Origin of the sequence: Bacillus sp. hwrm1, from assembly GCF_040207805.1 — a bacterium.
In the GTDB taxonomy this organism is placed as follows: Bacteria; Bacillota; Bacilli; order Bacillales; family Bacillaceae; genus Bacillus; species Bacillus velezensis.
In genome coordinates, this window is sequence record NZ_CP157943.1 from 374,184 (window position 1) to 396,704 (window position 22,521).

The 22,521-nt window shown below is 47.2% G+C and carries 26 protein-coding genes and 1 pseudogene; 24 read left to right on the forward strand and 3 right to left on the reverse strand.

Annotation, left to right across the window (positions count from 1 at the left end; genetic code table 11):
• Positions 1-169: 169 nt before the first annotated feature.
• The 10 genes and pseudogenes from ABK447_RS01930 to ABK447_RS01975 all read left to right on the forward strand — a co-directional run bounded on the left by ABK447_RS01930 (position 170) and on the right by ABK447_RS01975 (position 10,090).
• A complete protein-coding gene (locus ABK447_RS01930) occupies positions 170-1,027 on the forward strand; it encodes a class II fructose-bisphosphate aldolase (RefSeq protein WP_003151102.1) in 858 nt (285 codons plus the stop codon).
• A gap of 118 nt (positions 1,028-1,145) precedes the next feature.
• A complete protein-coding gene (gene fsa / locus ABK447_RS01935) occupies positions 1,146-1,784 on the forward strand; it encodes a fructose-6-phosphate aldolase (protein ID WP_007407613.1) in 639 nt (212 codons plus the stop codon).
• Positions 1,785-2,093: 309 nt separating this feature from the next.
• On the forward strand, positions 2,094-3,383 hold the full coding sequence (locus tag ABK447_RS01940; RefSeq protein WP_007407612.1) for a UDP-N-acetylglucosamine 1-carboxyvinyltransferase: 1,290 nt from the start codon (positions 2,094-2,096) through the stop codon (positions 3,381-3,383).
• Between the two features lie 33 nt (positions 3,384-3,416).
• Entirely contained in the window at positions 3,417-4,382 is a 966-nt protein-coding gene (gene glpX / locus ABK447_RS01945; RefSeq protein ID WP_003151105.1) for a class II fructose-bisphosphatase, read from the forward strand.
• A 201-nt stretch (positions 4,383-4,583) separates the two neighbouring features.
• A pseudogene (locus ABK447_RS20880) lies at positions 4,584-4,792 on the forward strand (hypothetical protein).
• Complete coding sequence (gene rho / locus ABK447_RS01955; protein WP_003151107.1) at positions 4,789-6,075, forward strand: transcription termination factor Rho; 1,287 nt, start codon at positions 4,789-4,791, stop codon at positions 6,073-6,075. Before ABK447_RS20880 ends, rho begins: the two are co-directional and overlap by 4 nt.
• A gap of 121 nt (positions 6,076-6,196) precedes the next feature.
• Positions 6,197-6,397, forward strand: a complete 201-nt coding sequence (rpmE, locus tag ABK447_RS01960) for a 50S ribosomal protein L31 (RefSeq protein ID WP_003151132.1) — start codon at positions 6,197-6,199, stop codon at positions 6,395-6,397.
• Between the two features lie 84 nt (positions 6,398-6,481).
• Positions 6,482-7,066 carry a thymidine kinase gene (locus ABK447_RS01965; protein WP_094031357.1) on the forward strand — a complete coding sequence of 195 codons (585 nt, stop codon included), beginning with the start codon at positions 6,482-6,484 and terminating at the stop codon, positions 7,064-7,066.
• A 283-nt stretch (positions 7,067-7,349) separates the two neighbouring features.
• Entirely contained in the window at positions 7,350-9,047 is a 1,698-nt protein-coding gene (gene malS / locus ABK447_RS01970) for an oxaloacetate-decarboxylating malate dehydrogenase (protein ID WP_007407609.1), read from the forward strand.
• Between the two features lie 86 nt (positions 9,048-9,133).
• Positions 9,134-10,090, forward strand: coding sequence for an AEC family transporter (locus tag ABK447_RS01975; RefSeq protein WP_007407608.1), 957 nt, complete (start codon positions 9,134-9,136; stop codon positions 10,088-10,090).
• Positions 10,091-10,123: 33 nt separating this feature from the next.
• Here the strand turns inward: ABK447_RS01975 and racA are convergent, their stop codons facing one another.
• On the reverse strand, positions 10,124-10,687 hold the full coding sequence (racA, locus tag ABK447_RS01980; protein WP_012118668.1) for a chromosome-anchoring protein RacA: 564 nt from the start codon (positions 10,685-10,687) through the stop codon (positions 10,124-10,126).
• A gap of 110 nt (positions 10,688-10,797) precedes the next feature.
• Positions 10,798-11,181, reverse strand: coding sequence for a VOC family protein (locus ABK447_RS01985; RefSeq protein ID WP_015240761.1), 384 nt, complete (start codon positions 11,179-11,181; stop codon positions 10,798-10,800).
• A gap of 111 nt (positions 11,182-11,292) precedes the next feature.
• Between ABK447_RS01985 and prfA the strand changes: the two genes are divergently transcribed.
• The 3 genes from prfA to ABK447_RS02000 all read left to right on the forward strand — a co-directional run bounded on the left by prfA (position 11,293) and on the right by ABK447_RS02000 (position 13,574).
• Positions 11,293-12,363, forward strand: coding sequence for a peptide chain release factor 1 (gene prfA, locus ABK447_RS01990; RefSeq protein ID WP_003151139.1), 1,071 nt, complete (start codon positions 11,293-11,295; stop codon positions 12,361-12,363).
• Between the two features lies 1 nt (position 12,364).
• Positions 12,365-13,225 carry a peptide chain release factor N(5)-glutamine methyltransferase gene (gene prmC, locus ABK447_RS01995; RefSeq protein ID WP_015240760.1) on the forward strand — a complete coding sequence of 287 codons (861 nt, stop codon included), beginning with the start codon at positions 12,365-12,367 and terminating at the stop codon, positions 13,223-13,225.
• Positions 13,226-13,295: 70 nt separating this feature from the next.
• The gene (locus ABK447_RS02000) at positions 13,296-13,574 is read left to right on the forward strand and encodes a DUF5316 family protein (RefSeq protein WP_094031356.1); all 279 of its coding nucleotides are present in this window, start codon (positions 13,296-13,298) and stop codon (positions 13,572-13,574) included.
• Here the strand turns inward: ABK447_RS02000 and ABK447_RS02005 are convergent.
• Entirely contained in the window at positions 13,561-13,935 is a 375-nt protein-coding gene (locus ABK447_RS02005) for a UPF0715 family protein (RefSeq protein ID WP_032869468.1), read from the reverse strand. The two genes, ABK447_RS02000 and ABK447_RS02005, sit on opposite strands and share 14 nt — an antisense overlap.
• A gap of 160 nt (positions 13,936-14,095) precedes the next feature.
• Here ABK447_RS02005 and spoIIR point away from each other — a divergent pair, with 160 nt between their 5' ends.
• From spoIIR to atpB, 11 genes are all read left to right on the forward strand, one after another.
• On the forward strand, positions 14,096-14,776 hold the full coding sequence (spoIIR, locus tag ABK447_RS02010; protein ID WP_015240758.1) for a stage II sporulation protein R: 681 nt from the start codon (positions 14,096-14,098) through the stop codon (positions 14,774-14,776).
• Positions 14,777-14,846: 70 nt separating this feature from the next.
• Positions 14,847-15,290 (forward strand): hypothetical protein, encoded by a 444-nt coding sequence (locus ABK447_RS02015; protein ID WP_007407603.1) that lies wholly within the window; start codon positions 14,847-14,849, stop codon positions 15,288-15,290.
• A 156-nt stretch (positions 15,291-15,446) separates the two neighbouring features.
• Positions 15,447-16,487 carry an L-threonylcarbamoyladenylate synthase gene (locus ABK447_RS02020; RefSeq protein WP_094031355.1) on the forward strand — a complete coding sequence of 347 codons (1,041 nt, stop codon included), beginning with the start codon at positions 15,447-15,449 and terminating at the stop codon, positions 16,485-16,487.
• A 68-nt stretch (positions 16,488-16,555) separates the two neighbouring features.
• Entirely contained in the window at positions 16,556-17,113 is a 558-nt protein-coding gene (locus tag ABK447_RS02025) for a manganese efflux pump MntP family protein (RefSeq protein ID WP_007407601.1), read from the forward strand.
• A gap of 73 nt (positions 17,114-17,186) precedes the next feature.
• Positions 17,187-17,642, forward strand: coding sequence for a low molecular weight protein arginine phosphatase (locus ABK447_RS02030; protein ID WP_007407600.1), 456 nt, complete (start codon positions 17,187-17,189; stop codon positions 17,640-17,642).
• Positions 17,643-17,775: 133 nt separating this feature from the next.
• Positions 17,776-18,225, forward strand: coding sequence for a ribose 5-phosphate isomerase B (rpiB, locus tag ABK447_RS02035; protein ID WP_003151149.1), 450 nt, complete (start codon positions 17,776-17,778; stop codon positions 18,223-18,225).
• Positions 18,226-18,238: 13 nt separating this feature from the next.
• Positions 18,239-18,781, forward strand: a complete 543-nt coding sequence (locus ABK447_RS02040) for a TIGR01440 family protein (protein WP_100001628.1) — start codon at positions 18,239-18,241, stop codon at positions 18,779-18,781.
• Between the two features lie 147 nt (positions 18,782-18,928).
• Entirely contained in the window at positions 18,929-20,176 is a 1,248-nt protein-coding gene (gene glyA / locus ABK447_RS02045; protein ID WP_094031354.1) for a serine hydroxymethyltransferase, read from the forward strand.
• Positions 20,177-20,310: 134 nt separating this feature from the next.
• Positions 20,311-20,940: a uracil phosphoribosyltransferase gene (gene upp / locus ABK447_RS02050; protein WP_003151154.1), complete on the forward strand. Its 630-nt coding sequence runs from the start codon at positions 20,311-20,313 to the stop codon at positions 20,938-20,940.
• 418 nt (positions 20,941-21,358) lie between these two features.
• Entirely contained in the window at positions 21,359-21,742 is a 384-nt protein-coding gene (gene atpI / locus ABK447_RS02055) for an ATP synthase subunit I (RefSeq protein WP_003151155.1), read from the forward strand.
• 7 nt (positions 21,743-21,749) lie between these two features.
• The gene (gene atpB / locus ABK447_RS02060) at positions 21,750-22,484 is read left to right on the forward strand and encodes a F0F1 ATP synthase subunit A (protein WP_014419099.1); all 735 of its coding nucleotides are present in this window, start codon (positions 21,750-21,752) and stop codon (positions 22,482-22,484) included.
• Positions 22,485-22,521 lie beyond the last annotated feature (37 nt).

A 22,521-nucleotide genomic window follows, 5' to 3' on the forward strand; every position in this document is an offset into this window, starting at 1 on the left:
TAGAAACAATTATGTCATTGTGTTGCCGATTTGTCGAAAAGTTGGTATCCTAGAGATGGAGAAAAAGCGATCTGTTGTTTTACATATGACAGGTTTTTATGGTCATGCTATAGGTGGAAAGCTTTTTTCGAGAAGAAGCAAATCAGGCTACATAAGGAGGACTTTCGACATGCCTTTAGTTTCAATGACGGAAATGTTGAATACAGCTAAAGAAAAAGGATATGCTGTTGGACAATTTAACTTAAATAACCTTGAGTTCACTCAAGCTATTTTACAAGCAGCAGAAGAGGAAAAATCCCCGGTTATTCTTGGTGTTTCAGAAGGCGCGGGACGCTACATGGGCGGCTTCAAAACAGTGGTTGCCATGGTTAAAGCTCTTATGGAAGAATACAAAGTGACAGTTCCTGTCGCCATTCACTTAGACCACGGTTCAAGCTTTGAATCTTGTGCGAAAGCGATTCATGCAGGCTTCACTTCTGTAATGATCGACGCATCTCACCACCCGTTTGAGGAAAACGTAGCAACTACAGCTAAAGTGGTTGAGCTTGCTCATTTCCACGGCGTTTCAGTTGAAGCTGAGCTTGGAACTGTAGGCGGACAGGAAGATGACGTGATCGCTGAAGGCGTAATCTATGCTGACCCTAAAGAGTGTCAAGAACTTGTAGAGCGCACTGGCATCGACTGCCTTGCACCTGCACTGGGTTCTGTTCACGGCCCTTACAAAGGCGAACCGAACCTCGGTTTCAAAGAAATGGAAGATATCGGAAAATCAACCGGCCTTCCATTAGTACTTCACGGCGGTACAGGAATTCCGACTGCCGACATTAAAAAATCAATCTCACTTGGTACGGCTAAAATCAACGTAAACACTGAAAACCAAATTTCTTCTGCAAAAGCTGTCCGCGAAACATTGGCAGCTAAGCCGAACGAATACGATCCTCGTAAATATCTTGGACCTGCTCGTGAAGCGATCAAAGAAACGGTTATCGGCAAAATGCGTGAGTTCGGTTCTTCAAACCAAGCTTAATCCAATGTAACATCCATAAACCGCCTGACAGGATTGACAGGCGGTTTTATGTCTTACCTTTAGAAAGCGCAATCATGTTTTACAGTTCTGAAAATTTATTACTGGGGAGGCTTTCCTTATGTTATTTTTCATTGATACAGCAAACATTGACGAGATTAAAGAAGCTTATGAACTTGGCGTTCTTGCCGGAGTTACGACAAACCCTAGTTTAGTGGCGAAAGAAGCTGACGTGTCTTTCCATGACAGACTTCGTGAGATTACGGAAGTCGTGAGCGGATCAGTAAGCGCGGAAGTCATTTCCCTGAATGCTGAAGAAATGATTGAAGAAGGTAAAGAACTTGCGAAAATCGCACCGAATATCACGGTGAAAATACCGATGACGTCTGAAGGGTTAAAAGCCGTAAAAGCGCTGAGCGACCTGAACATTAAAACAAACGTAACGCTCATCTTCAGTGCCAACCAGGCGCTTTTGGCGGCAAGAGCCGGGGCGACTTATGTATCTCCGTTCTTAGGCCGTCTGGATGACATCGGCCATAACGGTCTTGAACTGATTTCAGAAATAAGACAGATTTTTGACATTCATGACATTGATACACAAATCATCGCAGCTTCCATCCGTCATGCGCAGCACGTGACTGAAGCCGCTTTACGCGGTGCACATATCGGTACGATGCCGCTGAAAGTCATTCACCAGCTGGCGAAACATCCGTTAACGGATAAAGGCATCGAGCAATTCTTGGCAGACTGGAATAAATAAGGGTGAAAAGGGCGGCAAACCGGTTGCATCCGTTTGCCGCACCCTTATGTTTTCCTGTTTGGCAGCGGGCCTTAAGTATCAAAGTGAAGAGTGTGTTTCCCCGGAATGTGAACCCGGCGGGCCTCTGTGCATCCTGTGTTAAAAATGCCCCGCAAAGCTTCGCTATTTTCTTCCTGTTATTTTATAATGTCCTTGTATTCTTTCTCTTCGAATTGGCTACATTTTGGACAAGAGCTTTATTTGCAGAGACAGAATAAAATGCCATTTTATTTACGCTCCGCAGCTATCTTCTTATGGAAGGAGACTATCATGGAAAAGTTGAATATTGCCGGCGGCGATCCGTTAAACGGAACCGTACATATCAGCGGCGCGAAAAACAGCGCCGTCGCATTGATACCCGCAACCATTCTGGCAAATTCCGAAGTAACGATCGAAGGGCTTCCGGAGATCTCAGATATTGAAACGCTGCGTGACCTGCTGAAAGAAATCGGCGGAAACGTCCATTTTGAAAAAGGAGAAATGGTCGTCGACCCTTCCCCGATGATCAGCATGCCGCTTCCCAACGGCAAAGTGAAAAAACTCCGCGCTTCCTATTACTTAATGGGCGCGATGCTGGGCCGCTTCAAACAGGCGGTCATCGGACTGCCGGGCGGATGCCATCTCGGGCCGCGGCCGATTGACCAGCACATCAAAGGGTTTGAAGCGCTTGGGGCGGAAGTCACCAATGAACAAGGCGCGATTTATCTGCGCGCCGAAAGGCTGAGAGGCGCACGGATTTATTTAGATGTCGTCAGCGTCGGAGCGACGATCAATATCATGCTTGCCGCTGTACTGGCTGAAGGTAAAACCGTGATAGAAAACGCCGCCAAGGAACCTGAGATTATTGATGTTGCCACATTGCTCACCAGCATGGGCGCAAAGATCAAAGGCGCGGGAACCAATGTAATCAGAATCGACGGCGTAAAAGAGCTGCACGGATGCAGGCATACGATCATTCCGGACAGAATTGAGGCGGGCACCTTTATGATCGCCGGCGCCGCGATGGGGAAAGAAGTCATTATTGATAATGTCATACCGACTCACCTGGAGTCTTTAACGGCGAAGCTCAGGGAAATGGGTTTTCACATTGAGACGAGTGACGATCAGCTTCTTATGCTCGGCGGGCAGAAGCAGATAAAACCGGTCGACGTAAAAACGCTTGTTTACCCGGGATTCCCGACTGATCTTCAGCAGCCGATGACATCTCTGTTAACGAGAGCCAGCGGTACGAGCGTCGTAACCGACACCATCTACTCGGCCCGATTTAAACATATAGATGAGCTGAGACGGATGGGGGCCAACATGAAAGTGGAAGGCAGATCGGCCATTATCACAGGTCCGGCCGAGCTTCAGGGCGCAAAAGTAAAGGCGAGCGATCTGCGTGCAGGTGCTTGTCTGGTCGTCGCCGGGCTCATGGCTGACGGCGTAACCGAAATTACCGGTCTTGAGCATTTAGACCGCGGCTACAGCAATCTTGAGAAAAAACTCGAAGGTCTGGGCGCCACAATCTGGCGGCAAAGGCTGACGGACGAAGAGATAGAACAGCTCCAAAATTCATAGAAATGCGGACTTTTGAGAGGAGATCGTGTTGAAATGGAAAGAAGCTTATCGATGGAATTGGTTCGAGTCACTGAAGCGGCGGCTTTAGCATCTGCCAGATGGATGGGCCGCGGGAAAAAAGATGAAGCTGATGATGCGGCGACAAGCGCAATGCGTGACGTGTTTGACACGGTGCCGATGAAAGGCACGGTCGTGATCGGGGAAGGCGAGATGGATGAAGCGCCGATGCTTTACATCGGCGAAAAACTCGGAAACGGATACGGCCCGCGCGTCGATGTCGCCGTCGATCCTCTTGAAGGCACAAACATCGTAGCGAGCGGCGGCTGGAATGCGCTGACGGTGATCGCGGTCGCCGACCATGGAACACTGCTGAACGCCCCGGATATGTATATGGAAAAAATCGCGGTCGGTCCCGAAGCGGTAGGCTGCATCGATATTGAAGCGCCTGTCATTGATAACTTAAAAGCCGTTGCGAAAGCGAAAAACAAAGACATTGAAGATGTCGTGGCAACCATTTTAAATCGTGACAGACATGAAAAAATCATCTCTGAATTGCGTGAGGCGGGCGCCAGAATCAAACTGATCAACGACGGTGATGTCGCGGGCGCCATCAATACGGCCTTTGACCATACGGGAGTAGACATTCTCTTCGGTTCAGGCGGGGCTCCTGAAGGCGTGCTGTCTGCCGTTGCGTTAAAAGCGCTCGGCGGCGAAATCATCGGCAGGCTTCTGCCGCAAAGTGCGGAAGAGCAGGCCCGCTGTGAGCGAATGGGCCTTGATGTATCCAAAGTGCTCCGGATGGAGGACCTTGTGAGAGGGGATGACGCCATTTTTGCCGCAACGGGCGTCACGGACGGAGAGCTGCTGAAAGGCGTTCAGTTCAAAGGCTCCGTCGGCACGACTGAAAGTCTGGTCATCCGGGCGAAATCAGGAACGGTCCGATTCGTTGACGGAAGACACAGCCTGAAGAAAAAACCAAATCTTGTGATCCGGCCATAAATAGAGAAAAGCGGGACGGAAAGTCCCGCTTTTCTTTTGCAATAAAGAGTCAACCCTATCATTTATATGTCAAAGCATTATTTAAGTTGAATAATTTTTTGAAATGAGGTAAAAATAAAGAGTGCTGCGATTTTTCTGTGTCATTCCTTCTTTTGAGTACTGGGAAATTTTCAAATTCTACCGCATACAGACGATATAAATATTGATCTTCTCAAGTTTTTGTCCTCGCTTCCTTCAAAACTCATTAAGACATTCCTTTTTTAAAAAAGCGCCGATCATGGGTGGAAGTGTTACCGATAGAAGTTCCTGAACGTTTTATAAAAGAATGTGCTTTGGCGGAATCATGCGAAGCAGCCGATTTGAATGAAAACAGCAATACATTGACTATGAAAAGCGTGGTGTTTTTATGAAAGACGTATCTATTTCCTCTTTGGAAAATATGAAATTAAAAGAACTATATGAACTGGCCAGACATTATAAAATCTCCTACTACAGCAAACTGACTAAAAAAGAATTAATCTTTGCCATTCTGAAAGCCAACGCCGAGCAGGAGGATCTTCTGTTTATGGAAGGCGTGCTCGAAATCATCCAATCGGAAGGATTCGGCTTCCTCAGACCGATTAATTACTCGCCAAGCTCAGAAGACATCTACATTTCTGCTTCCCAGATCCGCCGCTTTGATTTAAGAAACGGTGACAAAGTATCCGGCAAGGTGCGTCCGCCGAAAGAAAACGAACGCTATTACGGACTTTTGCACGTTGAAGCGGTAAATGGAGACGATCCGGAATCTGCGAAAGAGCGCGTCCATTTTCCTGCACTGACTCCGCTTTATCCGGACCGCCAAATGGTGCTTGAGACGAAACCGAATTATCTCTCAACAAGAATTCTCGATATGATGGCTCCCGTCGGTTTCGGCCAGCGCGGTCTGATCGTAGCGCCGCCGAAAGCCGGTAAAACCATGCTGTTGAAAGAAATCGCTAACAGCATTACGACAAATCAGCCTGACGCTGAATTGATTGTTCTCTTAATTGATGAAAGACCGGAAGAAGTAACGGATATTGAACGTTCCGTAGCGGGCGATGTCGTCAGCTCGACGTTCGATGAAGTGCCGGAAAATCACATTAAGGTAGCGGAGCTTGTGCTTGAACGGGCGATGCGTCTCGTTGAACACAAAAAAGACGTTATCATTCTGATGGACAGCATTACCCGCCTGGCACGGGCCTACAACCTCGTTATCCCGCCAAGCGGACGTACGCTTTCCGGCGGGATTGACCCGGCTGCGTTCCATCGTCCGAAGCGCTTTTTCGGTGCCGCGAGAAACATTGAAGAGGGCGGCAGCCTGACCATTTTGGCGACGGCGCTCGTAGACACGGGCTCCCGGATGGATGACGTCATCTATGAAGAGTTTAAAGGAACGGGCAACATGGAGCTTCACCTTGACCGTTCTCTTGCGGAAAGACGGATTTTCCCGGCGATCGATATCCGCCGCTCCGGCACACGGAAGGAAGAGCTGCTCGTGCCGAAAGAGCATCTTGACCGTCTATGGGCGATCCGCAAATCGATGTCTGATTCTCCGGACTTCGCAGAGAAGTTTATGAGAAAAATGAAAAAAACAAAAACGAATCAGGAATTCTTCGATTTGATCAACCAAGAATGGAAGCAGGCAAACCTTTCATCATCAGCCCGCCGCTGATAAAAAATGTATTTGCAAATGCAGTAAATGACTGATATAATTCTCTCATATGCGTTCCGGATTACTCCGGAATAATAACTCTGTTTCCACACGGGATTCAGGGCGGAAGGAGATGGATACAATGAAAGCAGGAATTCATCCTAATTTCAAAAAAGCAACAGTTAAATGCGCTTGCGGAAATGAATTTGAAACAGGCTCAGTAAAAGAAGAGGTACGCGTTGAGATTTGCTCTGAATGCCACCCATTCTACACTGGACGTCAAAAATTCGCTTCTGCTGATGGTCGTGTTGATCGCTTTAACAAAAAATACGGTCTTAAGTAATAATAGATTTTACAGGCAGGCAAGAATTGCTTCTTGCCTGTTTTTTATGTCCATAAACAGGAAAAAAAGGGGAGCGGATAGCCTATGTACATAATGAAGCAAAGCGGATGGCTTGAGCTGATATGCGGCAGCATGTTCTCTGGGAAATCAGAAGAGCTGATCCGCAGAGTGAAAAGAGCGACATATGCGAAGCAGGAGGTCAAGGTGTTCAAACCTGCCATTGATAATCGCTACAGTGAGGAGGCCGTCGTTTCTCACAACGGCACATCCATGACAAGCCACGTCATCTCGTCTTCGGCTGAAATATGGGATCATGTCAGTGAAAGCACGGACGTCATCGCGGTAGATGAGGTGCAGTTTTTCGGCGAATCGATCATCGGCGACTTATCCTCGCTTGCGGATAAAGGCTATCGTGTCATCGCGGCCGGACTTGATATGGATTTCCGGGGAGAGCCGTTCGGCGTGGTGCCGAATCTGATGGCGGTTGCCGAATCGGTGACGAAGCTGCAGGCGGTCTGCTCCGTTTGCGGGTCGCCGGCAAGCCGTACGCAGCGTTTGATTGACGGGAAGCCCGCTTCCTATGATGATCCGGTCATTTTAGTCGGCGCGTCGGAGTCATACGAAGCGAGATGCAGACATCATCACAAAGTGCCGAAAAAAACAGACTGATAAATAACCCTTTTCATGAAAACATCGGTAAAAAATCCGGTGTTTTTTTGACGTTTTTTCAAAAATTGTAGTTAAATAACTTAAAAAAGAGTATGAAAAAATTAAGTAATTTTCATCTCTTGAATTTTCATTTTTACAGGCATAAAATGACTAAGTAATGTAAATAGTTATGAGACATTGTTCGAATAATTGTCAAAAAAAGATATAGCAGATCGCGATCACACTAGCCAAAATGGGTAATTACTTAACTTTGTTAACTATTTGAAGAAAGAAGGAGATTTTCTTGAATAATATTAAAGTAACGAAGGAAGGCAACTTAGAAACTACTTTAAGAGGAAAAGAAGTTCTATCTATCCCTACTTTAAATAAAGGTGTTGCGTTTTCGGCAGAAGAAAGAAAAAGCCTTGGATTAGACGGGCTGCTTCCTCCGACAATTCTGTCTCTTGATGAGCAGGCAAAACGCGCATACGAGCAGTTTCAAGCTCAGCCGGACCGCCTTCGCCAAAACGTATATTTGAATGATTTGCAAAATCGTAACGAAGTTCTTTTCTTTAAATTGCTTCAAAACCATCTTCGTGAAATGCTGCCGGTTGTTTACACACCGACTGTCGGTGAAGCGATTCAAGAATACAGCCATGAGTACAGAAGACCTCAAGGGATTTACCTTTCTATCGATAACGTGGAAGGGATTGAAGAGGCATTTGAAAACCTTCATGCCACTGCCGGAGATATTGATCTGATCGTTGCGACAGACTCAGAAAGCATCCTCGGAATCGGTGACTGGGGTGTAGGCGGTATCAACATCGCCATCGGTAAATTAGCGGTATACACAGCTGCCGCCGGTATTGACCCAAGCCGTGTTATTCCTGTCGTTCTTGACGTCGGTACGAACAATGAAAAACTTCTGAACGATCCTTTATACATCGGTAACCGCCATGAACGTATCCAAGGCGAACGTTACGAAGCTTTCGTTGACGCTTATGTAAAAGCTGCGCTTAAATATTTCCCTAAAGCTCTTCTTCACTGGGAAGACCTTGGAAACAAAAACGCGCGCAATATCATGAAGAAATACAACCATGAAATTCTTACATTCAACGATGACATTCAAGGAACAGGCGCGATTACGCTTGCAGGTGTGCTTGCGGCTATGAAGAAAACAGGCGCGTCTATTAAAGACCAGCGTGTGGTTGTCTTCGGTGCGGGATCTGCCGGAATCGGAATCGCTGACCAAATCCGCGACACTATGGTGCTTGCCGGTCTTTCTGAAGAAGAAGCCAACAAAGCGTTCTACACAATGGACTACAGAGGCTTGTTAATTGAAGGTATGGAAAACATTCTTGATTTCCAAGAGCCGTACCTGCGCACAGCTGAAGAAATTAAAGATTGGAAACGCGATGAAAATGGACAAATTCCTTTCATTGAAGTGATCCGTCAAGCGAAACCGACAATCTTAATCGGTACATCAGGCCAAAGCGGCGCGTTCAGTGAAGAAATCGTCAAAGAAATGGCAAAACACGTTGAGCGTCCGGTCATCATGCCGATGTCTAACCCGACACCGCTTGCTGAAGCCGTTCCTAGCGATCTTTTCAAATGGACTGACGGCAAAGTGCTTGTGGCGACAGGAAGCCCGTTTGACAATGTAGAGTACAATGGCGTTTCTCATGAAATCGGACAATCTAACAACGCATTCGCGTTCCCTGGACTTGGTCTCGGTTCAATCGTTGTAGAAGCGAAAGTGATTACTCCTGCAATGTTTGCAGCAACTGCTGACGCAATCGCAGAAAGCGTTGATTTTGAAACACCGGGTGCAGGCCTTCTGCCGAGCATGAGCGACTTACAAGAAGTTTCAATTAAAGTTGCGATCGCCGTAGCGGAAACTGCCATTAAAGAAGGCGTGGCAAACCGCATTCCTGAAAATGTAGAACAAGCCGTTCTTGATGCAATGTGGAAACCGCAATATAAGCAAGTTGTCGCTAAATAATTTTTACGATTAATTTTACAGTCCGAGGGAAAGCTTTTATGTAAAGGCTAAAGTATACGGACATTAAGGATTTGGAGGAGAACATTTTGAGCTTCTTAGATATTTTAATCCTCCTGGCGCCGATCTTTTTCGTGATCGTGCTGGGATGGTTCGCAGGTCGCTTCGGAAGTTATGACGCGAAGTCAGCAAAAGGGGTAAGCACCTTAGTTACGAAGTACGCGCTTCCGGCGCATTTTATCGCTAGTATTTTAACCACTTCAAGAAGTGCGTTTTTATCACAGGTTCCTTTGATGGTCGCTTTGATCATTGGGATTGTCGGATTCTTTATCGTCATTCTGTTGGTTTGCAAATTTATCTTCAAGTATGATTTAACGAATTCATCTGTATTTTCTTTAAACTCTGCACAGCCGACATTTGCTTTTATGGGTATTCCCGTACTAGGAAGCTTATTCGGAGCAAGCGAAGTAGCGATTCCTATCGCCGTTACGGGTATCGTGGTTAACGCCATCCTTGACCCGCTTGCGATCATTATCGCTACTGTCGGTGAGTCATCTAAGAAAAAAGACACTGAAAACGAGAACTTCTGGAAAATGACTGGTAAGTCTATTCTTCACGGTCTTTCCGAACCGCTTGCGGCTGCACCGCTTATCAGTATCATTCTGGTACTCTGCGGTGTAACACTCCCTGGCTTGGGAGAAAAAATGCTTGATCAGCTCGGAAGCACAACGTCAGGTGTTGCGCTCTTCGCCGTCGGTGTAACTGTCGGTATCCGCAACATTAAGCTCAGTCTGCCGGCTTTCGGTATCGCTTTGTTAAAAGTTGCCGTTCAGCCTGCGCTGATGTACTTGATCGCTCTTGCAGTCGGACTTCCGGCTGACCAGATCACTAAAGCGGTATTGCTCGTTGCATTCCCTGGATCTGCGGTAGCGGCGATGATTGCCACACGTTTCGAAAAACAAGAGGAAGAAACTGCGTCCGCGTTCGTGATCAGTGCGATTTTATCTCTCATCTCACTGCCGATCATCATTGCGCTGACTGCATAATGAAAAGCTCCCTGTTTCAGGGAGCTTTTTTGATTAGAATTGAAATTTAAAAGGCGAAAATCTCGTTTTTTTTCTGGGTTTCTTATGTTCTGAAGAAGCGGCTGTTTCTGAGAGGGGAGCTGTCTGGGCAAGTTCCTGGATGCGGGAGGCCAATGTCTGCAATTCGGTATTGAGGTCGTCAATTTCCCGCCTGTGCTGAAGAAGCTGATAAGACACCCCTTCATCCGCCTTTTGTTTCAGCTGGCGTTCAAGCTCCTCTATCCTTGAAAGCAGATGGCTCTCACCTTGTTTCTCTTTCGTGAGAATGTCCAGTTTGCGCTCCAGCTCTGCCAATCTTTGTTCAGCGCCGCCATTGATTTTCGGACGCTGCAAAATGAAGCCCGTCCGTTTTTTCGGCTGCCGGGGCACTTGAACGTCCAGAAGGGCAGTGCCTTCAGAAATTTGCCGTTTGACCGATTTCAGCACATCAAGATCCTCAGGTGTAAAGGAATAATGTCCGAGCTCATTCCGTTCAGCCGGAAGATTCAGCTGCTTGACCCACCTTTGCACCGTTTTTGCGGAGACGCCGAGCTCTTTCGCGGCCATGTTTGTATTCATGATCACATACCTCCTTTTTGCTAGGTATTCGACCATGAGGCGGCGTTCCCTTCATGTTAGACAAAACAAGAAGGAATTCGCCAAAGAAAGCGGCATTTCTTCAAAAAACGTTACGCTTCATACAATTCAAGCGGAAGCTTGTCGGGATCAAAGAAAAAGGTATACCGTTTCCCCGTCAGCGGATCGGTTCTGATCGGTTCTGTGCCGACGCCCTTTTCCTTTAACTCCCTGACGGCTGCTTCAAGATCGTTTACGGTGAAGGCGAGATGCCGGAGACCCGCGGCTTCCGGTCTGGTCGGCCGTTCGGGCGGGTCGGGAAAGGAAAACAATTCAATTGCATACGCGCCGTCCAGCGCAAGATCAAGTTTATAAGATCCGCGTTCCTTTCGGTATGTTTCTTTTATAATGCCGAAACCGAGAATCTCGGTGTAAAAAGCTTTCGACTTTTCATAATCAGAGCATATGATTGCTATATGGTGGATGGATTTCAGCATATCCGCCCCTCCTTTTTTGCTTCAGTATAACAGAGGCGAATTGCTTTTGACTGGCGATAAGCCCTATACTATAATGAGAATGTTACGCACAGGAAAACAGAGGTGAAGACCGTGTTAGACCGTTTACAGTCAATTGAACAACGATACGAAAAATTAAATGAGCTTTTAAGTGATCCGGAAGTGGTCAACGATCCGAAAAAGCTTAGAGAATATTCGAAAGAGCAATCTGATATACAAGAAACCGTTGAAGTCTATAGACAATACAGAGACGCATCAGAACAGCTTGCCGATGCGAAAGCGATGCTTGAGGAAAAGCTTGATGCCGATATGAGAGAAATGGTGAAGGAAGAAATCTCCGAACTGCAGGGAGAGACGGAAACCTTATCAGAGCGTTTGAAAGTACTCCTCATCCCGAAAGACCCGAACGATGACAAAAACGTAATCATGGAGATCCGCGGAGCAGCGGGAGGAGAAGAAGCCGCGCTGTTTGCGGGAAATCTCTACAGAATGTACTCCCGTTATGCCGAAATCCAAGGCTGGAAGACTGAAGTCATGGAAGCAAACGTGACCGGAACGGGCGGTTACAAAGAAATCATCTTTATGATTACGGGAAAAGGCGCATACTCCAAGCTGAAGTATGAAAATGGCGCGCACCGCGTACAGCGTGTTCCGGAAACGGAATCAGGCGGCCGTATTCATACATCCACGGCGACGGTGGCGTGTCTTCCTGAAGCGGAAGAAGTAGAAGTGGACATCCACGAAAAAGACATCCGCGTCGATACATTCGCATCAAGCGGACCGGGCGGACAAAGCGTAAACACGACGATGTCGGCCGTACGCCTGACGCATTTACCGACCGGTGTCGTCGTTTCCTGTCAGGATGAAAAATCTCAGATTAAAAACAAAGAAAAAGCGATGAAGGTGCTCCGCGCCAGAATCTATGACAAATTCCAGCAGGAAGCTCAGGCTGAATATGATCAGACCCGTAAATCAGCCGTCGGTTCAGGCGACCGTTCCGAGCGTATCCGCACATACAATTTCCCGCAAAACCGTGTGACGGATCACCGCATCGGCCTGACGATTCAAAAGCTGGATCAAATCCTGGAAGGCAAGCTTGATGAAGTGGTTGAAGCGTTAATCGTAGAAGACCAGTCAAGCAAGCTCCAGCAGGCGGAAAATTAAGATGAAGACCGTTTTTGAAGCCCTAAGCTGGGCTTCTTCTTATTTAACCGAAGCGGGAAGAGAAAAAAACGCGGCCGAGCTGCTGCTGTTAAATGATACCGGAATGGATCGGAGCAAACTTCTCGCAAGTCTGCAGGAGCCCGTAGGCGAGGACGAGCTTTATCGATTCAGACGGCACGTGGAGATGCATAAAGAAGGTATTCCGATTCAATATATTATCGGGAAAGAACAGTTTTACGGCAGGGAATTTTTTGTGAATGACGATGTTCTCATTCCGCGTCCGGAAACGGAAGAAGTCGTCTTTCATCTGCTGGACAGACAGAAGCGGGCATTTTCCGAGGCAGAACGCCTGAACGTCATTGATATCGGTACGGGGAGCGGTGCCATTGCGGTGACGCTCGCCCTTGAATGCGGACATTTTTCAGTATCGGCTTCGGATATTTCAAAAGAAGCGCTGCAGGTGGCAGAAAGAAATGCGCAAAACCTCGGAGCGGACGTCTGTTTTTTGCAGGGAGATCTGTTAACTCCTTTTATTTCATCAGGGAAAAAAGCGGATATTATTGTTTCCAATCCGCCGTATATTTCTGAAGAAGAAATGGCGGATTTGTCGGATATCGTCCGTTTCCATGAGCCGCTTCATGCTCTTACGGACGGCGGTGACGGTTTGAAATTCTACAAGCGGTTTATGGAGGAGCTGCCTCTTGTCATGAAAGATAAAGCGCTTGTCGTCTTTGAAATCGGATATAATCAGGGGAAAGCCGTGAAAGACCTGTTCCGTCATTCCTTTCCGAATGCGGAAGTGGAAGTCGTACAGGACATCAACGGAAAAGACAGAACCGTATCCGCGGTCATCACATCATGAAAAAAGCCCGCCGGTGACGCACACGGCGGGCTTTTGTTACAATGGAAAGAAAATGAAAGGGGCATCCGCCTTGAAAAAAGCGTTCGCCTTCGGATGTATACTCGCCGCCGCAGCTTATGCGGCGGGGTTTGTTCTGCCGTTTGGCGTTGATATCATTTTCGGCGCCGTTACGGCTGTTCTTATCGTCACAGCGATCATCGTTTCCGGGTTGGCCGTAAGCGGAGCGGAGCATCGGGCCAATTATCATTCTGAAACAGAAGAAGGACGGCACGCCCGTTTAAAGATGGCCGCCGTTTTCTTTTGCGCCGCTCTCCCTTCAGCCGGCTGTCTGCTGATTACGCTTCTGTAGCCGGATTTTGTCTTTGCAGCAATACGGAATCCCATACCCAATAGACGACGGCTGTTAAAACCGCAAAGATATAAAAGGCTGAATTAGAAAACAGAGATTGGCCTGACGGCTGCAAAAGACCGAAGATGATCCCGTTTGCAATGAATGACACCCCTAAATAATAAAGAAGATACAGCGGATGAAATCTCTTCGGCTTTTTATTCAGAAAGTATTGAAGCGGCAGTGCAAAAATCAAATAAGGAAACAAAAAATAAAACGCCATCGAAATGAAAGCCGCGATAATGAATTGATGAACATACAAAATAGAATAAATGACAGACATACATGCCGCCGACAGCAGCACGGTGTAATTATATTTCATCTGAAAACCTCCTATCAAAATAATATCGTACCATATTTTGAATCTGTCAATGCAGATTATCAGCTTGCTAGATTTTTTTCTTCCCGCCGGTTTAAACCTTTTCCGTCATGTCCATAATGGGACTAGATAAAAAAAGCACGGAGAGGAACGGTGGGGACCGATGAAACATACAATGATGATCTGCATATATATTTTTCTTTTATTATCAGGAGCGCTTGCGGGTTTGACAAAAGAAGAAACGGCGCGGGCATCAGCCGATGAGCCCGTCGTCATACCGGATGAAGCGATCCGGCTCAGAATTTTGGCCAACAGTGATAACGATGAGGATCAAAAGCTCAAGCGCCAGATCAGAGATGCTGTAAACAAGCAAATCACGGACTGGGTGAAAGATATCACTTCCATTGAAGAAGCGCGGCGGCTCATTCGTTCGAAGCTTCCTGAAATTAAAGAAATCGCCAAACAAACGATGAAAGAAAAGGGTGCGCATCAATCCGTTTCAGTTCAATTCAATAAAATCTCGTTTCCGACAAAGCTCTACGGCAATATGGTCTATCCGGCCGGAAAATATGAAGCGATTTTAATTACACTCGGCAATGGCGAGGGCGCCAACTGGTGGTGCGTCTTGTTTCCGCCGCTGTGCTTCCTTGATTTCTCAAACGGCGAAGCGGTGAAAGATCAGGAAGAGGGCGGACAGAAGCAGGAAGAAACGCAGAAACAGACTAAAAAAGTGCTGGATGACGTAAAAGCAAAGGCTGATAAAGCGAAGAAAGAAAATAAAGATGACGATGATACCGAAGTGAAGTTTTTCCTCGTCGATTGGATTTCAGATCTATTTTCCTGAAGTAAAAGGCATAAATCCGGATTCGATTCATAGATTGGAAGAAAGAGTTGATCGAAACGGAGGGAAATATATGTTTTATCAGCTGAGAGTGGCAAGAGATCAAGATACGGAGGCGCTGGAGGCCTTTTTGAAAAAGGCTGATACGGCACATGCGGAAATCGATCAGCAGATCAGCCGGTTTATCGTACTGGAAGACAGCGAAAAAATGATTGCCGCCTGTCTCGGGATCGAAAAATTCAGCGGCGGAAAAGGGCTTCTCCGTTCACTCGTCATGTCAGACAGGCTGAATCAAAGCCATATCGTTACACTGTTTCAAAGTATGGATGTGCTGTGCAAAAAACATGAGATTCAAGATGTCTACTTAGTCGCCAATCAGCCCTCATCTGCTGAGTTTCTGAATGTGATGGGATTTGAAGCGTGCGCCGATGCGCCTGATGAACTGTATACGTCCGAACATTTCCGCAACTCGTTATGCACAGAAGGTTCGTTTTTAATGGTGAAAACCTCTGCCTGATCTAACTTATACACAAGGTTATCCACTTATTAAAAAGTGTTGTCCACAGTTTGTGGATAACACTTGTTTTATTAAAGGACATCTTTTATACTTTCAAAAGGAATACACGAGAGAAAATAAAGTTTTACCGCTTTAAAATAAGGAGTTTGGTTATACATGAAAACAAGAAGATGGTTTGTGGATTGTTCCGCAGAATTATCCACAACCGATCCCCAGATTACACAAGCCGCGGAATTGCTGCGGCAGAATGAGGTTGTGGCTTTTCCGACAGAAACCGTTTACGGACTGGGCGCTAACGCTGAAAATACGGAAGCCGTAACGAAAATATATGAGGCGAAAGGAAGGCCGAGCGATAACCCGCTGATTGTGCATATATCCCATATCAGCCAGCTTGATCGTTTTATCAGCCATATTCCTGAGACGGCGAAAAAGCTTATGAAGCTATTCTGGCCGGGGGCGCTGACCCTTGTTCTGCCGTGTAAGCCCGGTGTGCTGTCACCCCGTGTCACCGCGGGACTTGAGACGGTAGCGGTCAGAATGCCTGATCATCCGGTAGCATTAGCCCTCATCAGCTCGGCCGGACTGCCGATCGCCGCGCCGAGCGCCAATTTATCAGGAAAACCGAGCCCGACGAAGGCCGAGCATGTAGCCCATGATTTAAACGGCCGCATTGCCGGCATTGTGGACGGCGGCGCGACGGGAATCGGAGTGGAATCAACCGTTCTGTCCTGTACGGGGAAACAGCCCGTGCTGCTTCGTCCGGGCGGCGTGACAAAAGAGCAGATTGAATCCGCCGCCGGTCCGGTTCTTGTGGATAAAGGGCTGACCGAAGAAGATGAGGTTCCTATTTCTCCCGGTATGAAATATACACATTACGCGCCTTCTGCGCCGATGGCTATTGCCGACGGCGGCGCCCGGAGAATTCAAGAACTGGCAGACGCATATAAAAGCCGGGGGAAACGAATCGGCATTCTGACAACAGAAGAGAACGCCAATAGTTACCAGGCTGATTATATCAAGGTCTGCGGCAGACGCGCCGACCTTGAAACAGTGGCGTCCGCCTTATACGATGCGCTCCGCAGCTTTGATGAAGCGGAAGTGGACATGATTATTTCTGAGTCCTTTCCGGATACCGGAGTGGGGCTTGCCATTATGAACAGGCTGATGAAAGCCGCAGGCGGCACCGTTATCCATTAACTTGTTCTACCCCTTATCGGACATGCATAAGCTAAACAAGCGGGCACGTCCAAGGGGGTTTTTATTTCATGTCGAATCTATTCATCGGGGAACTTGTCTCCTTAAGCATCATGGCATTTGCTTTGGGGACGGATGCCTTTTCCGTCGGACTCGGAATGGGAATGATTCAGCTGAAGAAAAAACAGATTTTTCATATAGGGGTTGTCATCGGGCTGTTTCATGTCATGATGCCGCTTGCGGGAATGGCGGCCGGGCATCTGCTGTCCGGTTTTTTGGGGATGCTCGCCGTTTACATCGGCGGATCTCTTCTTTTCATTTTAGGGGTGCAGATGATCATCGCCGCGTTTAAACAATCAGACGGGCCGCTCATATCTCCGGCAGGCTCGGGACTGTTGCTGTTCGCGGTCGGTGTCAGTCTGGACAGCTTTTCTGTCGGGCTCAGTCTCGGGATGAACGGTTCCAATCCGTTTCTGGCCGTTACGCTGTTCGGGGTCTTCAGCACCGTTTTAACATGGGCGGGCCTTTTGGCGGGAAGAAAGGTGCAGTCGTGGCTCGGCTCGTACAGCGAAGCGCTTGGCGGAGCCATTTTGATCGGATTCGGGCTGAAACTGCTTTTACCGGTATAAGATACGTAAAAAAAGAAACGAAGATGCCGTTTCTTTTTTCTTCATTTATAATAGGCAGTAAGAGGTGACGGACATGAAAATAATCTTTGTATGTACAGGCAATACGTGCCGCAGTCCTATGGCTGAGGCTCTTTTTAAATCCATTGCAGAAACGAAAGGGCTGGACGTCAGCGTAAGTTCGGCCGGCGTATTCGCGTCTCCGAACGGAAAAGCGTCAGCCCATGCCGTGGAAGCGCTGTTTGAAAAACGGATCGCTCTCAATCACAGTTCATCTCCCTTATCGGAAGAACATATCGAGACGGCTGATCTGGTGCTGGCGATGACGGAACAGCACAAACAGCTGATTGAAGGCCGATATCAAAACAGTCAGGGCAAAGTCTTTACCATTAAAGAATACGTAACGGGGGAAAACGGCGATATCTCTGACCCGTTCGGCGGTCCGCTTGATGTTTATAAACAGACGCGGGACGAACTGGAGGAGCTGCTGACCCTTTTGGCTGATCAATTGCTTGACGGAAAAAGCAAGTGATCTGTCAGAAAATCTGCAAACAGGTCATTTGCAAAACGAATGTGAAAGAGTAGAATGAAATCAACGGATTTCGTAATAAAAAGGACAAGCACACTGGGCTGTCTTCGCCCAGCCACACCTAGGAGGTAAATGAATGAAAGTAGCTATTGCGTCAGATCACGGCGGCGTCCATATCCGCGAAGAAATAAAAAGTCTTTTGGATGAATTGCAGATTGAATACATTGATATGGGCTGTGAATGCGGCGCCGGCTCTGTCGATTATTCAGACTACGCTTTTCCGGTAGCGGAAAAAGTGGTGAACGGCGAAGCTGACAGGGGAATTTTAATTTGCGGCACAGGTATCGGCATGAGCATCTCCGCAAATAAGGTAAAGGGCATACGCTGTGCGCTTGCCCATGACACCTTCAGCGCAAAAGCGACGCGTGAACACAATGACACGAATGTTCTTGCGATGGGCGAACGCGTCATCGGCCCGGGGCTGGCGCGCGAAATCGCAAAAGTCTGGCTGACGACTGAATTTACGGGCGGCCGCCACGAACGGCGGATCGGCAAAATCGCAGATTACGAAGAAAAAAATCTGTAAGAGGTGCTGGACAATGGAAGAGATGAAGCAAAAATGGACGGACATGCTGACTGAGTTTCAAGAGCAGGCAGGACTGACGGACGGCAGTCTGCTGGTGATCGGGTGCAGTACAAGTGAAGCCGCCGGAAGCCAAATCGGCACCGCCGGAAGCGGGGATTGGGCTGAATTGATATACGGCGGACTTAACCGGTTTAAGGAAAAAACGGGTGTACATCTTGCTTTTCAATGCTGCGAGCATTTAAACAGGGCGCTTGTCATTGAAGCGGAAACGGCCGAGCGGTTCAGGCTCCCCATTGTTTCAGCCGTCCCCGTCCCGAAAGCGGGCGGAGCAATGGCCTCTTATGCATACCGGCAGATGCGTTCTCCCGTGCTCGCCGAATCGATTCAGGCTGACGCCGGGATCGACATCGGCGATACGTTCATCGGCATGCATCTGAAACCCGTTGCCGTCCCTGTCCGGATATCAAGCCGTGAGCTTGGAGAAGCACATGTGACGATGGCCCGGACAAGGCCGAAGCTGATAGGCGGAATTCGCGCCGTTTATGAATGCGAATGATGAAAATGCTTTTCCTGTATAATGTTCGTGTTTTCTAATTAAATTTTGTGATTTTTTTAAATAAGCTGTTACATTCACCTGAAAAACCATGTACAATAAGGGTGGTAAAAATAAAGAACAGGAAACGGATAGGAGAGGATCTCGCTGATGAAACATTTACCTGTACAAGACAAACAAGTGTTTAACGCCATCAAAGATGAGCGTAAGCGTCAACAGACTAAGATCGAATTAATTGCTTCTGAAAACTTCGTGACGGAAGCGGTAATGGAAGCACAAGGCTCTGTTTTAACAAACAAATATGCTGAAGGCTACCCCGGCAAACGCTACTACGGCGGCTGTGAGCATGTTGATGTCGTTGAGGACATCGCCCGCGACCGCGCGAAAGAGATTTTCGGAGCTGAGCATGTAAACGTTCAGCCGCACTCAGGCGCTCAAGCGAACATGGCTGTTTACTTCACGATTTTAGAGCACGGCGACACGGTGCTCGGGATGAACCTCTCCCACGGCGGCCACTTAACACACGGAAGCCCGGTTAATTTCAGCGGTGTTCAATACAACTTTGTAGAATACGGTGTCGATAAAGACACGCAATATATAGATTATGAAGATGTGCGTGAAAAAGCGCTGGCGCATAAGCCGAAACTCATCGTTGCCGGAGCGAGCGCGTACCCCCGCACGATCGACTTTAAAAAATTCCGCGAAATCGCTGATGAAGTCGGCGCTTACTTCATGGTAGACATGGCGCATATCGCGGGTCTTGTCGCAGCCGATCTTCATCCGAATCCGGTTCCTTACGCTGACTTTGTAACGACAACGACTCACAAAACACTTCGCGGACCCCGCGGAGGAATGATCCTTTGCCGTGAAGAGTTCGGCAAAAAGATTGATAAATCCATTTTCCCGGGAATCCAAGGCGGACCGCTTATGCATGTCATCGCGGCCAAAGCCGTTTCTTTCGGAGAAGTGCTTGAAGATGATTTCAAAACATATGCGCAAAACGTCATCTCGAACGCGAAGCGCCTGGCTGAGTCTCTGAACAAAGAGGGCATTCAGCTCGTATCAGGCGGAACGGATAACCACCTTGTGCTTGTCGACCTCCGTTCTCTCGGTCTGACCGGAAAAGTCGCTGAACACGTTCTTGATGAAATCGGCATTACATCTAATAAAAACGCGATCCCTTACGATCCGGAAAAACCGTTCGTCACAAGCGGAATCCGCCTCGGTACGGCAGCTGTGACAAGCCGCGGCTTTGACGGTGACGCGCTTGAAGAAGTCGGCGCCATCATCGGCCTCGCGCTGAAACATCATGAAGACGAAGCAAAACTTGAAGAAGCGAGACAGCGCGTATCTGCCTTGACTGAAAAGTTTCCTTTATATAAAGAACTGGACTATTAATAAGGAAGAAACCCGACGGAACCTTAATCCGGCGGGTTTTTTTATGATTTTCTTGAAACTGTTTGTCTTTTTCTGTAGAATCAATAGAAGTGTGAAAAAGTCACTCGGACAACAAAAAAGGAGCTGAACACAGTATGGGAAAGGTTTACGTATTTGATCATCCTTTAATCCAGCATAAACTGACATATATTCGGAATGAAAATACAGGCACAAAGGATTTCAGAGACCTTGTGGACGAAGTCGCGTCACTGATGGCGTTTGAAATTACACGTGATCTTCCTCTTAAAGAAGTGGAAGTGAAAACACCTGTTCAAACAGCGACATCCAAAGTGATTTCAGGGAAGAAACTCGGTATCGTGCCGATCCTGAGAGCGGGTCTCGGAATGGTTGACGGCATGCTGAAATTAATCCCGGCCGCTAAAGTGGGACATGTCGGATTATACCGTGATCCGGAAACCTTAAAACCGGTGGAATACTATGTCAAGCTTCCTTCTGATGTAGAAGAACGCGAATTTATTGTCGTGGATCCGATGCTTGCTACGGGAGGCTCTGCGGTGGAAGCGATAAACAGCCTGAAAAAGCGCGGCGCGAGAAACATTCGTTTTATGTGTCTTGTAGCGGCTCCGGAAGGCGTGGAAGAGCTGCAGAAACACCATTCTGACGTTGATATTTACATCGCCGCCCTTGATGAAAAACTGAATGAAAAAGGCTATATCGTTCCGGGCCTCGGTGACGCGGGTGACAGACTGTACGGAACCAAATAAATCGGAAAACCTCATTCAGGGGTTTTCTTTTTTTATCCAGATATTTGCTGAATGGGCAGAGTTCATACATTTATAGGTGAAATTGTGAACATTCTGTGTATGCTTTCGGTATAAAAAGTTTTTTAACTTTAAACAGATTGACACATGTTAGGGGCTATTGTATGCTAAACGAGGGTATTATGAGAAGGTTTTCATTCCTTTCATTTCTAGTATCCATCCTCATTTTAAATCCTCCAAAAAAACCCGTTATATGAGGATTTATCTAAGCGAATGAAACAGCATCCCGTGGCATCAGGAGGATGAGTGGTTTTTTCGAACAGGCCGTTTTGCGGACAAAAAAGGCCTTCTGCAAGGGTTAACCGCATGTTTTGCCGTATCCAGGAATTATATTACATTTTCATCAGGAGACAGATAGTTGATGGACGATCCCAATCTTACATTCAGCAGACAACGGAGATATGTATTTGTAATCTTAGCAATCTATTTGCTGGGATATGGTCTTACGGCGTATAAAACTGTTTTTTTAGGCCTCTTTTTGGGAACTGTTTTCAGTTTGTTTAATTTGTGGCTCTTGACCAGAAGAATGAATGCTTTTGACAAGGCCGTGGCGAAAGGAAAGTCCATACGATCACTCGGGAGCGCAGCGCGTTGGTGCAATGCGATACTTGCGATGGCTGTCGCCTTTAAATATCCCGATAAAGTCAGTGTGGCAAGTGTGATTATTGGATTAATGACAATTTATCCCGTCATTATGATAGATTCCATTATTCAGCTCAAACGTTCATCAATGGAAGAGAGGTGAAAACCCATTGAATCACGATTACAGAACTATTGATTTGTTTGGTCTTACTTTTAATCTGACAAACATTCTGATGATTACTGTGGCAAGTGTGATTGTGCTGCTGATTGCGATTCTCACTACGAGAACGCTGTCCATCCGTCCGGGAAAAGCCCAGAACTTCATGGAATGGATTGTTGATTTTGTCCGCAATATTATAGGCAGTACAATGGATTTAAAAACAGGGGCTAACTTCTTGGCGCTTGGTGTAACCTTGCTGATGTACATATTTGTATCAAATATGCTGGGGCTGCCGTTTTCTGTAACGGTCGGACACGAGCTTTGGTGGAAATCACCGACGGCCGATCCGGCTATTACTCTGACTCTAGCCGTTATGGTTGTGTCGTTAACGCACTATTACGGCGTGAAGATGAAAGGTTTGAAGGAATACTCTAAGGATTACCTCAGACCGGTTCCGCTTATGTTCCCGATGAAGATCATTGAGGAGTTTGCGAATACGCTGACACTCGGACTTCGTCTTTACGGTAACATTTTCGCCGGGGAAATTCTTCTTGGCCTGCTTGCGAATCTGGCGACGAATTTCTACTCAAACAGCTTCTTTCTCGGTTTGGTCGGCACAGTCGGAGCCATTCTTCCGATGCTTGCATGGCAGGCGTTCAGCTTGTTCATCGGTACCATCCAGGCATTTATCTTTACGATGCTGACGATGGTGTACATGTCACACAAAATCAGTCATGATCATTAAAATCATATATCCATTCGGATAACATTTTAAAGGAGGA

Bases quoted from the DNA above. Each gene is read 5' to 3' on its own strand.
- ABK447_RS01930 (WP_003151102.1), top strand. From the start codon at position 170: ATGCCTTTAGTTTCAATGACGGAAATGTTGAATACAGCTAAAGAAAAA.
- fsa (WP_007407613.1), top strand. From the start codon at position 1,146: ATGTTATTTTTCATTGATACAGCAAACATTGACGAGATTAAAGAAGCT.
- ABK447_RS01940 (WP_007407612.1), top strand. From the start codon at position 2,094: ATGGAAAAGTTGAATATTGCCGGCGGCGATCCGTTAAACGGAACCGTA.
- glpX (WP_003151105.1), top strand. From the start codon at position 3,417: ATGGAAAGAAGCTTATCGATGGAATTGGTTCGAGTCACTGAAGCGGCG.
- rho (WP_003151107.1), top strand. From the start codon at position 4,789: ATGAAAGACGTATCTATTTCCTCTTTGGAAAATATGAAATTAAAAGAA.
- rpmE (WP_003151132.1), top strand. From the start codon at position 6,197: ATGAAAGCAGGAATTCATCCTAATTTCAAAAAAGCAACAGTTAAATGC.
- ABK447_RS01965 (WP_094031357.1), top strand. From the start codon at position 6,482: ATGTACATAATGAAGCAAAGCGGATGGCTTGAGCTGATATGCGGCAGC.
- racA (WP_012118668.1), bottom strand. From the start codon at position 10,687: ATGAATACAAACATGGCCGCGAAAGAGCTCGGCGTCTCCGCAAAAACG.
- ABK447_RS01985 (WP_015240761.1), bottom strand. From the start codon at position 11,181: ATGCTGAAATCCATCCACCATATAGCAATCATATGCTCTGATTATGAA.
- prmC (WP_015240760.1), top strand. From the start codon at position 12,365: ATGAAGACCGTTTTTGAAGCCCTAAGCTGGGCTTCTTCTTATTTAACC.
- ABK447_RS02005 (WP_032869468.1), bottom strand. From the start codon at position 13,935: ATGAAATATAATTACACCGTGCTGCTGTCGGCGGCATGTATGTCTGTC.
- spoIIR (WP_015240758.1), top strand. From the start codon at position 14,096: ATGAAACATACAATGATGATCTGCATATATATTTTTCTTTTATTATCA.
- ABK447_RS02015 (WP_007407603.1), top strand. From the start codon at position 14,847: ATGTTTTATCAGCTGAGAGTGGCAAGAGATCAAGATACGGAGGCGCTG.
- ABK447_RS02020 (WP_094031355.1), top strand. From the start codon at position 15,447: ATGAAAACAAGAAGATGGTTTGTGGATTGTTCCGCAGAATTATCCACA.
- ABK447_RS02025 (WP_007407601.1), top strand. From the start codon at position 16,556: ATGTCGAATCTATTCATCGGGGAACTTGTCTCCTTAAGCATCATGGCA.
- ABK447_RS02030 (WP_007407600.1), top strand. From the start codon at position 17,187: ATGAAAATAATCTTTGTATGTACAGGCAATACGTGCCGCAGTCCTATG.
- rpiB (WP_003151149.1), top strand. From the start codon at position 17,776: ATGAAAGTAGCTATTGCGTCAGATCACGGCGGCGTCCATATCCGCGAA.
- ABK447_RS02040 (WP_100001628.1), top strand. From the start codon at position 18,239: ATGGAAGAGATGAAGCAAAAATGGACGGACATGCTGACTGAGTTTCAA.
- glyA (WP_094031354.1), top strand. From the start codon at position 18,929: ATGAAACATTTACCTGTACAAGACAAACAAGTGTTTAACGCCATCAAA.
- upp (WP_003151154.1), top strand. From the start codon at position 20,311: ATGGGAAAGGTTTACGTATTTGATCATCCTTTAATCCAGCATAAACTG.
- atpI (WP_003151155.1), top strand. From the start codon at position 21,359: ATGGACGATCCCAATCTTACATTCAGCAGACAACGGAGATATGTATTT.